Raw genomic sequence first — 12,915 nt, 5'->3', positions numbered from 1 at the left:
TTTAGAATGGCATGTGGCATAACTATTTCCAAAATCTAACTTTTATTTTATGGAGTTGACGTAATCGATAATTGTTGTATAAGGTGTTTCAAAATCAAACCATTTTGTGTTTTCATCTCTTTTGAACCAAGTGAGTTGACGCTTGGCAAAACGTCGAGTGTTTTTCTTGATTTCTTCGATAGCAAATTCCAAGCTAAAATCTCCATCAAAGTAGCTAAACAATTCTCTGTATCCTACGGTTTGTAGGGCATTCAACTCTTTGTTTTTATATAGGCTTTTGGCTTCTGCCAATAATCCTGCGTTCATCATAATATTGACGCGTTGGTTAATTCGGTTGTACATTACGCTTCTTTCTGCTTCAAGACCGATAAGAATAGGAGTGAAGCTGCGTTCGTTCGTTTTCTGATTCAAAAAGGAAGAGTACGGCCGTGCTGCGCCAATGCATACTTCTAGAAAGCGCATCATCCGCTGCGGGTTTTGAAGGGTTTGCGGATTTTCTTTTGTTATGCTTTCAAAGTAAGCGAAATCAAGTGTTTTTAATTGCTCTTGCAAATAAACGATACCAAGTTTTTCATACTGTGCATTTACAGCTTCGCGTACTGAAGGATCTATTTCAGGGAACTCATCAAAGCCTTTTAAAACAGCATTTACATACAAACCAGAGCCTCCTACGAGTATTACATAATCATTTATCAAAAATAATTCATCGATTTTTTTAATCGCGTCTTTCTCAAAATCACCAACGGTATAATTCTCAAATATGGATTTATTTTGGATGAAATGATGCGGAGCAGCAGCTAATTCGGTTGCGGTAGGAGTGGCGGTTCCAATTGTCATTTCCTTGAAAAATTGTCGGCTATCACAAGAAATAATTTCGCATTGAAAATGATTAGCCAAAATAATACTTAAGGCTGTTTTTCCTATGGCTGTAGGCCCGACAATGGTGATGAGATGTTTCATATTTATTTTTAGCCCAGATAGCAACGTAAACCCCGGATGACTGCAAGTTAGTATTTATTGACGTAAAAGAGCGCCTTTAGAAGCTCCTTTTATGTCTTAGAAATACAACTTGTAGGAGGAGGAGTTGTAGTGCATAGCTGGAATTGCTTCATAGCTTATTTAGTATCAAATGAATGTCCGCAATGGGGGCAAAAGTTAGCATTTTCTGGATAATCTTCGGTACCGCAGTTTGTACATGGTTTTTTATGAATAGCGACTTTATCATGAGTTCTTTTGGCGATTTCGGCAGTTACGATACCAGTAGGTACTGCGATGATGCCGTATCCCAAAATCATAACAAAAGAAGCGATAAATTGTCCTAATGGTGTCTCAGGAGAGATGTCTCCATAGCCAACGGTAGTTAGGGTGACAATTGTCCAATAAATACTGGCCGGAATACTGGTAAAACCACTTTCCTTACCTTCTACTAGGTACATTATCGATCCAATGATAATGGTGGAGATCAATACAAAGTATATGAAGACTATGATTTTGCCCTTGCTGGCTTTAATGGCTTGGTTTAACTGCAGTGACTGACTTGTAAACTGTGGATGGTTTAGTATCTTGAATAATCGCAGTAGTCGTAACGAACGTACGACGGTCAGAATACTGGTTCCCATAAAGAAAATGGACAAATACATGGGCAAAATAGCGAGCAAATCAATGATGCCATAGAAACTGGACATGTATTTCCAGGGTTTATTGATTGTAATGATTCTTAAAATGTATTCGATGGTAAATAATCCAGTGATAATCCACTCGAGAAGTACAAGGTAGGAATGGTATTTTAAATCAAATTCAGCAACGGTTTCCATCATTACTAAAACGACGCTTAATAAAATAAGGCCAAGGAGGATTAAATCGAATAATCGACCCGCTTTTGTGCTTGTTCCATAGATTATTACATTTGCTTTTTGTCTAAAACGGTCATACTTTGATTTCAATTCAGCCATAAGTAGTTCGGATATTTGAGATTATATCTTAGAAATTTATGATTTTGAATCCTTTGTTTTTTCTAATATGTCCCTGAATGATATTACGGGTATCACGATTATTTTGCATTGGAATAATGATGTTTTTCAGGATTTCGATTTTCGTAATCTGATAATTTAAATCATAGAAAGTATACCCTTTGTAAACTCCATTTTCAACTAACACAGCACTGCGTTCATTGATCGTTCTTCCTTTCTCAATGATTACCATACTTTTGTTTTCAAAAGAGCTTTGCGCGATGAAATTAGCTACTCTTTCATTATACTCGACGGCAGGAATAGTGCCTATGCAAGCTCCGTCGCATTCATTAATGGTTTGTTGGTAACAACAAGTTTTAGAAGTATATAAACCCGTTAACTTCTGGCATAACTTGAAGTCTGATGTTATTAGGGACAAGGCATGTTTACCTTCTTGTATATTGATATAAGAAAGGATTTCTTTCTTTCTACCGTCGGCCTTTTCAAGCTTCAAGTTTAAGTATCCGTTAGTATCTTTCTCAGCATAGATAGACCACGAATAATTGCTCTTTTTTGACATCCTGTTGTAAATAGGCCTGTTGATTTTTATTTCTTCTGTTTCCTTTAGAAGGGCTATTAATTCACTGCCAGTTTCTTCAAAAGTTACCGTAAACACTTCGGCTTGAATTTTTTTGGCACTTCTCGTTATTCCAGTAAAATGCTGGTTTACTCTTTTTTTAATGTTCTTACTTTTTCCAATAAATATAATTTTACCATCCTTGTTGTGAATATAATAGACACCTGTTCTTGACGGTACACTTTCAACGATTTCAAGTAAGTTTGGAGCAATTCCTTTTTGAACTGCCGCTTTAATGAGATCTGTGATAATAGTTTTTTCTAAATCTTTATCCAGTAACATTTTGAATAATTTGACTGTTGCCAAAGCATCACCACTGGCACGATGTCTGTCAGCCATTGGAATTCCTAACGCTCTAACAAGCTTTCCTAAACTGTGTGAAAGTTGTTCTGGCATTAATTTTTTAGACAACTCTACTGTGCAAAGTGTCTTTGTATTAAAATCGTAGCCAAGGCGGCGAAATTCTGTTTGTAGAATTCGGTAGTCAAAATCGGCATTGTGTGCTACAAGTACGCAATCATTTGTCATTTCGATAATGCGTTTTGCCACTTCAAAAAACTTGGGAGCTGATTGCAACATGGCATTATTGATACCCGTCAGTTTTACTACAAAAGGCTGAATTGGAATTTCAGGATTGACTAAACTGATGAATTGATCTACGATTTCATGACCATCAAATTTGTAAATGGCGATTTCGGTAATTCCTTCTTCATTGAATTGTCCTCCTGTGGTTTCTATGTCTAGTATTGCGTACAAAATAAGTATTCAGTGTTCAGTTTTTAGTAATCAGTTTTTTAGTAGCTATTTTGAAATGTGAAATCAAAAAATCAATTTCTTCCTCCAAAGATACTACTTCCTATTCGAACCATCGTGCTTCCACAATCGATGGCCAGTTTATAGTCTCCTGACATTCCCATTGACAACGTAGTCATTTGGCAGTTGTCAGTTTGCTTTGATTCCAATTTATCAAAAATTGATTTCAAATGCATGAATTCTTTTTTGACTTGCTCTTTATTATCGGTAAATGTCGCCATTCCCATTAATCCGGTAATTCGTATGTTTTTCATTTCCTTAAACTCCCTTGAAGCTAGGAGGGAATTTAGTTCTTCATTGTCAAGACCAAATTTGGTTTCCTCCTCAGCAATGTGCATTTGTAATAAGCAATCAATAACTCGGTTATTTTTTAAAGCCTGCTTATTGACTTCCTTCAGTAACTTAAAACTGTCCACACCATGTATCAAGCTAACGAATGGAGCCATAAATTTTACCTTATTTGTCTGAACGTGACCAATCATATGCCAATGAATATCTTTCGGCATGGCCTCCCATTTCTCGGCCATTTCCTGAATTTTGTTTTCACCAAAAATGCGTTGACCTGCATCATAGGCTTCCATCAAATCTGGAATAGGTTTAGTCTTGGAAACAGCAACTAGCGTTACATGTTCCGGTAAAGTATTTTTTATAGAAAGTAAATTTTCAGTTATTGACATTATGTTATTTTTAATTTATAGATTTTTTCAATAGAACTTAAAGTTCATAGATGACTATTCCGCTTCTAAACTTTGGTTCGATATAGGTGCTTTTTGGAGGCATAATTAAATCCGCATCTGCCAAAGCTTTAATCTCATTAATATTGGACGGAAAAAGAATAAATCCTACTTCGAATTCTCCTTCATCTATAATTTTTTTTAATTCCAGAATGGATTGCTTTCCAGAAACGTATTCTATCCGTTCATCATCGCGTAAATCCTTTATCGCCAAAAGCGGTAAAAGTATTGTTTCGTATAAAATTTGCGTATCTAGACTTTCTAAAGCTGTTTTGAAAACAAATTTTTCCTTTCTTACTATTAAACTATAGAATTCATTATCAAGATACATCCCAAATTGTTGCTTCTCAGTAGGTTGAAATGGTTGTTGCTTTAGATTTTCAATGATAAAATTCTTATCTAGTTCTGTGATAAAAGCCTCTTTTTCAAAACCATTTAAGTCTTTTACTAATCGATTAAATTCGTATACCTTAACATTGTTTTCAGAAATTAAATAACTCAGTAAATAGTCTTTAGCAGTATTCTCCGAGTTCTTATTTTCTTCCGACAATAATGCCGCAGCTGCTGAACGGTGGTGGCCATCAGCGATATACAGCGTAGTTATTTTTTTAAAAATATTCTGAATCCAATTGATCTCTAATGCGTCATCAATTTTCCATAAATAATTAATTTCTTTTTTAGTGCTGGAAAATTCAAAATCAGCTAATTTTTGAGTTCTGTTAAAAATCCAATTTTCTAGCGTTTTATTATCGGGATAGGTCATTAAAACGGGCTCCGAATTGAACTCTGAAAATTTCATGTAATCTTTAAGCAATTGTACTCTAAAAGCAATAGTTTCCTCGTGCTTTTTAATGCTATTATTGCGATAGTCATCGATGCTAGTTCCAACAATAATACCTGTAAAAGAATGTTTATTAGTTATTATTTTATGAATGTAAATAGCTGGATTTTTGTCTTGTACTAAAATCTTTTCTGTCTTGAAATCCTGATACTTTTGATTTACTTGGCGGTATCTTTTTTCAAAGGATACTGTCTCCTGATTCGTATAAGCCGGTTTTAAAACATGAAGAAATGAAAGGGGATTAAAATCCAATTGCGCGGCTAATTCAGCAGTGACGTATTCTTCGTAAGAACGACAGCTTACAAGGCAAACTTTATCACGTGTAGGGCGTACCGCTTTAAAAGGAATTATTTTAGCCATTATTTATAGTGTTAAGTTGCAGTCTCAAAATTCAGTAGAAATTGCGACTGCTAACTTTGACTTTATACGAATTGTTTAGAGATTTTCTCTGCTTTTTTGCTTTCTGAGTAATCGTAAAATCCTTCTCCAGATTTCACTCCTAATTTTCCGGCGCGAACCATATTCACTAATAGTGGGCAAGGAGCATATTTTGGGTTTTTGAAACCGTCATACATCACGTTTAGAATTGCTAAACATACATCAAGTCCGATGAAATCTGCTAATTGCAATGGTCCCATAGGGTGACCCATTCCGAGCTTCATAACGGTATCAATTTCATACACACCCGCTACTTTATTGTACAAAGTTTCGATAGCTTCATTGATCATTGGCATCAAAATTCTATTAGCAACAAAACCAGGATAATCATTTACTTCAACTGGTGTCTTTCCTAGTTTTTCTGATAAAGTCATAATTGTTTTAGTTACTTCATCACTTGTGTTGTACCCACGAATGATTTCGACTAATTTCATGATAGGCACCGGATTCATAAAGTGCATCCCGATAACTCTTTCTGGATGAGAAACGACAGCTCCAATTTGAGTAATAGAAATCGAAGATGTATTAGTAGCTAATATTGTGTCTGGTGAACAAGCCTCGTTTAATTGCTTGAAAATATTAAGTTTCAAATCTACATTTTCGGTTGCTGCTTCTACCACCAAATCAACACCTACAACTCCGTCTTTGATATCAGTATAGGTAATTATGTTTGTTATTGTTTTTGCTTTATCTTCTGCGGTAATGACTCCTTTTGAAATCATTCTATCTAAATTAGCGGCAATTGTTGCCATTCCTTTATCTAAAGATTTTTCAGAAACATCAATTAATTTTACTGTAAAACCACTTTGAGCAAATGTATGGGCTATTCCATTACCCATTGTTCCTGCTCCGATTACTGCTATTATTTTCATTTATTGTTTATTTAATTCTAAAGTTTTCTCGTTTAACTTTTAAATTCGAAATGTTGTTCTATTTTTTAAAACAATCGATAATTTGATAAGCAACTCTTAATGCTTCCGTAGCTTGTTCTAAAGTCACAACAGGAGTTGAATTTGTATTGATCGCATCTGCAAATGTTTCTAGTTCCTCCAAAATAGCGTTATTTTGCTCCACTTCTGGATTTGAGAAATAAATTTGCTTTTTTACGCCTTCCGCATTTTGCAAAATCATATCAAAATCGCCAGGAGTTTCCGGAGCATCTTTCATTTTTACGACTTCACATTTTTTCTCCAAGAAATCAACTGATATGTATGCATCTTTTTGAAAGAAGCGGGTTTTTCGCATATTTTTCATTGAAATTCTACTGGCAGTCAAATTAGCAACACAGCCATTTTCAAATTCGATTCGGGCATTTGCAATATCTGGAGTGTCACTAATTACAGATACACCACTGGCACTTATGTTTTTAACTTTAGATTTTATTACACTTAAAATTACATCAATGTCATGTATCATTAAATCTAAAACTACAGGAACATCTGTACCGCGAGGATTAAATTCGGCCAAACGATGGGTTTCGATAAACATGGGATTTTCAATCATGTTTTTAGTTGCAATAAATGCAGGATTGAATCGTTCTACATGTCCCACTTGTCCCTTCACATTGTACTCATTGGCCAAAGCAATGATTTCTTCCGCTTCTTCAATCGTGTTTGAAATGGGTTTTTCAATAAAAACGTGTTTGCCTGATTTGATGGCAACTTTCGCACATTTATAATGAGAAAGTGTTGGGGTTACAATGTCAATTACATCAACTGCATGAATAAGAGTAGCAATTGTACTAAAATGTTTGTATCCAAATTCTTTAGAAATTTTCTCAGCATTCTCTTGATTTGGGTCATAAAACCCAACTAATTCATATTTTTCAGACTGTTGTAATAAACGTAAATGTATTTTTCCTAGGTGACCAGCGCCTAATACTCCAATTTTCAGCATAATGATGTTGTTTCCACAAAAATAGGAATAAAATGATTAATCCGTTAAGGATAAACGACAATTATTTGGGGATTTAAAAATTATAATTTGTTAATTATAATTAGAATTTGTTTTCTATTTTTACCAAAATAAAATAAAAAACTTTGAAAGACACAGCCAAACATCAAGGACTTCGGAATCAATTAGTAAGCGTTTTACAACAAAAAGGGATTACCGATCTAACTGTTTTGGATGCGATAAAAAAGATACCCCGACACTTATTTTTAAATTCTAGTTTTGAAGATTATGCCTATCAGGATAAAGCTTTTCCTATTGCTGCCGGTCAAACAATCTCGCAACCGTACACCGTAGCCTTTCAGTCCCAATTATTAGAAATTAAAAAAGAGCATAAAGTTTTGGAAATTGGAACAGGATCAGGATATCAAACAGCGGTTTTATGCCTGATGGGAGCGAAGGTATACAGTGTGGAGCGACAAAATGAATTATTTAAACAAACCTCGGCTTTGTTACCAAAATTAGGGATTCGTCCAAAACATCTTTCTTTTGGAGATGGTTATAAAGGATTACCGAGTTATGCTCCTTTTGACAGTATTATTGTTACTGCGGGTGCACCATTTATACCACAACCGTTGATGGCGCAATTAAAAATAGGAGGTAGGCTTGTGATTCCGTTAGGGGATGAAGTGCAAATTATGACTTTGTTGATAAGAGTAAATGAAACGCAATTCGAGAAACATGAACTGGGAGAATTTAAATTCGTTCCTTTATTAGAAGATAAAAATTAAATAAAAGCCTCTTTTAAAGAGGCTTTTATTGACTAACAGTTTCTATATAATGTTCTAGACTTTGTTTTTCAATTTGAGCTACAAAAAGTATAAAATCGTCTTTGTTTTCTTTTGTTATCGCTCCTTTTAGTGCTTGGTAATATAAATTTCGGTTGTCGTTGTCCGCTTTAATACTTGCTACTAGGTAACCATGTTGTAGGAGAATACTATTCATAATCAGTCGCGATACTTTCCCGTTTCCATTGATAAAAGGATGAATAGTTAGAAAACGTTCTTTTACAGTGGCTGCCAATATAATGGGATGTATCTTATTTTTATTACCTTCATACCAATTAAAAAGGGCTTCTACTTCTTGTGGAATAGCGGCGGGGTCACATGGATTAAAGCTTTTATCTTTTATCGTAATAGCTACAGCGCGATATTGACCGGCTTCTTTTGGTAAAATTCCCCTTAAAATAATAGAATGCAAGGAGACGATTTCTTTTTCAAGAAGAGCTTCATTATTTTGAATCCTGTTTTTGATAAATTCAATTGCTTCCTGATGGTTAATTGCCTCCAGATGTTCACGCATACTTTTGCCGGAGATTGTTTGACCTTCATTAATAACCAAATCGGTTTCTTCTAGCGAAAGTGTATTTCCTTCCATCCAATTGCTACAAAAGGTATATTCCACTTCTAACGCTTGCGTGATTGAACTAGTTTTAATTTGGGAAAAAGTTTTCAGTTTTGACTTAATAAAATCTATTTCATCTAAAATTTTTTGAAGAAGGGTCGAAACTTTTTTAACAGGCAAGATGCTATTCAATTTAATTTCTTCCTCGGCTGCTCGCAATGCTTTTAAGGCAAATTCATCTTGTCCAATTTCATGTATAATTTTCTCTTTCAACCAAGAAACCATTATGGTTTCCAAATCAATTTCTAGAAGTTTAGCTAATTTTGTGACTTGATCTTTGGTTGGTTTTCTGCTTCCGCTTTCGAATTTACTAATTAATGCTTGATCGATGCCTAAAAGCTGAGCTACTTCCCTTGTTTTTAAGTTTTTTAGCTCACGTGCTTTTTTGAGTAGTGTCTTCATTTTTAAGTCAGGAGTTAAGTAGTCTTGACAAATTTAGTCATCATTTTACATAATAAAAAAAGGAAAATGAATTCCCTTTTTTATTAAAATTCTTTTTTAATTCGGGCTAAATCGCGTTTAGTATCTTGTTCTTTTAGTGATTCTCGTTTATCATAGGTCTTTTTACCTCGACAAAGACCTATTTCTAATTTTGCTAATCCTTTTTCGTTAGTAAATAACTTTAAAGGGACGATGGTAAGTCCTTTGGCTTGAACACTACGTGCTAAACTTTTTAATTCTCTTTTGTTTAACAATAGTTTTCGCTCGCTACGTGCTTTGTGATTGAATTGATTTCCAAAAGTATATTCTTCAATATAGGTATTTATAGCAAAAAGTTCGGTACCACTAAACTCGCAAAAACTTTCAGTGATATTAGCCTTTCCTAAACGGATTGATTTGATTTCAGTTCCCGCCAAAACAATTCCCGCAGTGAATTTCTCGATTATTTCATAATCGTATCGGGCTCTTTTATTAAGTATGTTGATTGTTTTTAGCATATAAGTACAAATGTACAAACTATTTATTCAACAAAAAATTATTAAAAACTATTATCACCTGTTTAAATGTAGATCTTAATTTGTAGTAATTATCATTGTTAATCTAGATTTTGTTATATTCGTTTAATTAATATTAAAAAACAAACAATATGATAAAAAATTTATTAAGAATTTCGGTTATTTCGATTATGTTTTTTGCTTCTTGTTCTAAAGACGATAATATCAAGGAAGGTAGTATAGTTATAGAGGCATCTCAAAAAGATCCTCTAAGTGCACTCGAAATTAATGCAAAAATTGATGAGTCAATTAATACAAAAGGGTCTTTTAATTGGAAGGAGTCATCAAGTCATTTGCTTTGGAGTGCAATAGCTCAAGGGCAAAACATTGTAACTATAGGATTTGGAAATTCAAAAGATGATATCGAAAGAGCAAAATTATCTGATAATGAGAAAATACAAAATGATTTGCTCGCAATTATTATGAAATATGAAGGAACAAATTTAGACAAGACTTTAATTTCATCCGATGAATATTTAAATTTAATAGATGTTGTTATTTCTAAACAAGAAACTATTATTGCTTTAAGGAAAAGTAAATATATCCGATATATTGAACCAGGTGATTACAAATATTTCGAAGGTAAAAGAGTGTTAGAGAAAATGGCCTCAGGTTCAGGTTCAGGTTGTGGGTATGACGCTTCTACATTAAGCACTGCAGATTATACTTTTATTACGCCAAATTCAAAAGCACCGTGGACTTTTTATAAACATAATATTCCAAGTGCATGGAGTTATAGTACAGGTAGAGGAGTTACTATAGCCATAGTTGATACAGGAGTTTCGCCAAATCAAACGTTATTAGGTTCTAGTTTTAATGATGGAAATTCGTCAGGAAGAACCATTCAGAAATATGGTGTTTATGTTGATTCTATTTGGCCTTGGAGTACAACCACAGATGGCACAAGTGATTTGTGTGGTCATGGTACGAGTATGGCTTCAGTAGCTGCTGCTCCTAGAAATGATAATGGTTTGCCTGTTGGCGTGGCCTATAATGCCAACTTAGTGACTTATCGTGCTGCGTCTAATGTAGTTTTAGAAGGATATCACGAGCAGAACGGCGTTAAGAATGCATTTACTGCCTTAGGTAATCGAAGTGATGTGAAAATTATTTCGATGTCTATGGGACATATTTTTTCTGTGGGAAAAATTGAAGATGGAATAAAATATGCCTACAGTAAAGGAAAATTAATATTTTGTGCTGGTGGTACATCAACAAGTTTTACGACTTTTGTAGGAGTAATTTTCCCTGCATCAATGTCAGAAACTGTTGCAGTTACAGGTGTAAAAGAAGGATCAACCTATGAAAAATGTGATGTTTGTCATACAGGAAGTAAAATTGATTTCACTGTAGTTATGCAAAGATCAGGTTCTGGAAATACAGTTCCTGTAGATAGTTATTATGACAACCAATCTGATTATGTGGGTGGTTCATCAGTTGCAACAGCGACGACGGCGGGAATTGCTGCTTTAGTTTGGGCAAAAAATCCAAGTTGGAATAAAGACCAAGTTTTGACTAAAATGCGTCAATCAGCAAGTTTATATCCAAATAAAAACCCAGAATTTGGTTATGGAAATATTAATGCATTACTGGCCGTTCAATAATTGTATCAAAATATTAAAAGGAAAAACCATCAAAGTAATTTTGATGGTTTTTTTTATATTTGTTTCTAAAGGAATGAATACTTTTGTTCTATGGAAAAAAAAGACCCCCTTCACGGAATAACACTTAAAGCAATACTTGAAAAGTTAGTTGACTATTACGGATTTGACACTTTGGGCGAATTAGTAAAAATTAAATGTTTCAATGATAATCCGAGTGTAAAATCAAGCCTTACTTTTCTAAGAAAGACAGATTGGGCAAGAAAACAAGTAGAAGAGCTGTATATTCAATCAGTGTCTAAATTCGATAAATAGAACGTGGTTTAATTGATGCGATACGAGACCATTACACCACCACGATATGGCAACCATTCTCCGCTTTTATTCCAATGTTCCGCGGTTTCATACCGTTTCCCAGTACTTAAATAGTATCCATGATAAAATCCTTGTTGATTCCCACCGCCTACAAAGCAGTCTAACATAAAATGATCATTTATTTTTTTCTGATAACCAATTGTTGCTCCCATAACGTATCCAAATCCTTTTTCATATTTATCTGTATTTAGATAGTTCCATTTTTGGAAATTAAATACAGTACCACCTATATGAGCTCCAGCATAAAAGCCATTGTATTTTTCATTAAAATGATAACGGTATTCCGGAATTACGATATAGAATTGTTGTGGAGCCCCATTGAAAGACTTCCAAGGAGATGCCAAGATATCTAATTGAAAAGTAGATTTTTTACCAATACTGGTTTCTATACCTACATTAGGAATGGTCAACAAAGTAGTTAAAGCATTTACTTTTACATAAGTTTGACTTTGTAATTGAATTGAAAGTAAAAGAACAAGCAAAAAAAGAAGTTTTTTCATAATATAAATTTTACTGGCCAACACCTAAGTTAAATTGTTGTCAGTTTCGAGTGCAAATATAAAATAAAAGTACAGATGCTTGTAATGCAAGTATGATAAAATTCACAAATATAATACTGTTAAAATTTATTTAATCTCGAATAAATAATAGTATCCAAAAAACGTCCTTCATAAAATTCATTTTCTTTTAAATGCGCCTCTTTTACAAAATTATTTTTTTCTAAAACTTTGGCTGAACCTATATTTTTGGGGTCAATTATAGCCTCAATAGAATGTAATTTCATTATCTGAAAGCCATATTTTATTGCCTCTTGAATCGCTTCTGTAACAATACCTTTTCCACCATATTCTGGAAGCAACATATACCCAATTTCGGCACGAAAATGCTCGGTTTTTATCCTGTAAAAACCTATAACCCCTATTAATTTAGGACTCCCTTTGAGCGTAATTGCCCAATTTATGCCTTCGTTACTTTCAATTTTAGCATCAATCATCACAATATGTTCCAGCGCTTCTTCGGTAGTTATTAACAAGGGTCTTGGAATGTACTTCATCGTTTCGACGTTAGAACGTAATTCGAGAATGGGCTCAACATCATTTTTATCTACACGTCGTAAATACAGTCGTTCGGTTTCCAGATTTGGAAATGGAGTGAAGTTTATGGATAACATTTTTTAG

Annotated in this window: 14 protein-coding genes; 3 read left to right on the top strand and 11 right to left on the bottom strand. The window is 34.0% G+C overall.

The window, feature by feature from the left end; genetic code table 11:
- Nucleotides 1–42 precede the first annotated feature (42 nt).
- The 7 genes from miaA to BMW63_RS11780 form a co-directional block, all read right to left on the bottom strand.
- Nucleotides 43–960: a tRNA (adenosine(37)-N6)-dimethylallyltransferase MiaA gene (gene miaA / locus BMW63_RS11810; RefSeq protein WP_074723678.1), complete on the bottom strand. Its 918-nt coding sequence runs from the start codon at nt 958–960 to the stop codon at nt 43–45.
- Between the two features lie 155 nt (nt 961–1,115).
- Nucleotides 1,116–1,952, bottom strand: a complete 837-nt coding sequence (locus BMW63_RS11805) for an ion transporter (protein WP_074723677.1) — start codon at nt 1,950–1,952, stop codon at nt 1,116–1,118.
- Nucleotides 1,953–1,980: 28 nt separating this feature from the next.
- Nucleotides 1,981–3,342: an exonuclease domain-containing protein gene (locus tag BMW63_RS11800; protein ID WP_074723676.1), complete on the bottom strand. Its 1,362-nt coding sequence runs from the start codon at nt 3,340–3,342 to the stop codon at nt 1,981–1,983.
- Between the two features lie 71 nt (nt 3,343–3,413).
- The gene (locus BMW63_RS11795; RefSeq protein ID WP_074723675.1) at nt 3,414–4,076 is read right to left on the bottom strand and encodes a YggS family pyridoxal phosphate-dependent enzyme; all 663 of its coding nucleotides are present in this window, start codon (nt 4,074–4,076) and stop codon (nt 3,414–3,416) included.
- 37 nt (nt 4,077–4,113) lie between these two features.
- The gene (locus BMW63_RS11790) at nt 4,114–5,334 is read right to left on the bottom strand and encodes a DUF1015 domain-containing protein (protein ID WP_074723674.1); all 1,221 of its coding nucleotides are present in this window, start codon (nt 5,332–5,334) and stop codon (nt 4,114–4,116) included.
- Nucleotides 5,335–5,396: 62 nt separating this feature from the next.
- Entirely contained in the window at nt 5,397–6,284 is an 888-nt protein-coding gene (locus BMW63_RS11785) for a 3-hydroxyacyl-CoA dehydrogenase family protein (protein ID WP_074723673.1), read from the bottom strand.
- Nucleotides 6,285–6,342: 58 nt separating this feature from the next.
- The gene (locus BMW63_RS11780) at nt 6,343–7,308 is read right to left on the bottom strand and encodes a Gfo/Idh/MocA family protein (RefSeq protein WP_074723672.1); all 966 of its coding nucleotides are present in this window, start codon (nt 7,306–7,308) and stop codon (nt 6,343–6,345) included.
- Between the two features lie 143 nt (nt 7,309–7,451).
- On the opposite strand from BMW63_RS11780, the gene BMW63_RS11775 reads away from it, so the two are divergent.
- Nucleotides 7,452–8,093, top strand: coding sequence for a protein-L-isoaspartate(D-aspartate) O-methyltransferase (locus BMW63_RS11775; RefSeq protein ID WP_074723671.1), 642 nt, complete (start codon nt 7,452–7,454; stop codon nt 8,091–8,093).
- A gap of 25 nt (nt 8,094–8,118) precedes the next feature.
- On the opposite strand, the gene BMW63_RS11770 is transcribed toward BMW63_RS11775, so the two are convergent.
- Together BMW63_RS11770 and smpB are read right to left on the bottom strand one after the other, a co-directional pair.
- Complete coding sequence (locus BMW63_RS11770) at nt 8,119–9,168, bottom strand: Fic family protein (protein WP_074723670.1); 1,050 nt, start codon at nt 9,166–9,168, stop codon at nt 8,119–8,121.
- 83 nt (nt 9,169–9,251) lie between these two features.
- The gene (gene smpB / locus BMW63_RS11765; protein WP_074723669.1) at nt 9,252–9,704 is read right to left on the bottom strand and encodes an SsrA-binding protein SmpB; all 453 of its coding nucleotides are present in this window, start codon (nt 9,702–9,704) and stop codon (nt 9,252–9,254) included.
- Nucleotides 9,705–9,853: 149 nt separating this feature from the next.
- Between smpB and BMW63_RS11760 the strand changes: the two genes are divergently transcribed.
- Both BMW63_RS11760 and BMW63_RS11755 read left to right on the top strand, forming a co-directional pair.
- The gene (locus BMW63_RS11760) at nt 9,854–11,365 is read left to right on the top strand and encodes a S8 family peptidase (protein ID WP_074723668.1); all 1,512 of its coding nucleotides are present in this window, start codon (nt 9,854–9,856) and stop codon (nt 11,363–11,365) included.
- 90 nt (nt 11,366–11,455) lie between these two features.
- A complete protein-coding gene (locus tag BMW63_RS11755; protein WP_074723667.1) occupies nt 11,456–11,677 on the top strand; it encodes a VF530 family protein in 222 nt (73 codons plus the stop codon).
- An 8-nt stretch (nt 11,678–11,685) separates the two neighbouring features.
- Here BMW63_RS11755 and BMW63_RS11750 read toward each other — a convergent pair whose 3' ends face one another.
- Both BMW63_RS11750 and BMW63_RS11745 read right to left on the bottom strand, forming a co-directional pair.
- Complete coding sequence (locus BMW63_RS11750) at nt 11,686–12,237, bottom strand: DUF3575 domain-containing protein (protein WP_074723739.1); 552 nt, start codon at nt 12,235–12,237, stop codon at nt 11,686–11,688.
- Between the two features lie 119 nt (nt 12,238–12,356).
- Nucleotides 12,357–12,908: a GNAT family N-acetyltransferase gene (locus BMW63_RS11745; protein ID WP_074723666.1), complete on the bottom strand. Its 552-nt coding sequence runs from the start codon at nt 12,906–12,908 to the stop codon at nt 12,357–12,359.
- Nucleotides 12,909–12,915: the final 7 nt, after the last annotated feature.

This window comes from Flavobacterium frigoris (genome assembly GCF_900111075.1).
Classification (GTDB): Bacteria; Bacteroidota; Bacteroidia; order Flavobacteriales; family Flavobacteriaceae; genus Flavobacterium; species Flavobacterium frigoris.
This window is presented reverse-complemented; position numbering and strand designations above follow the sequence as displayed.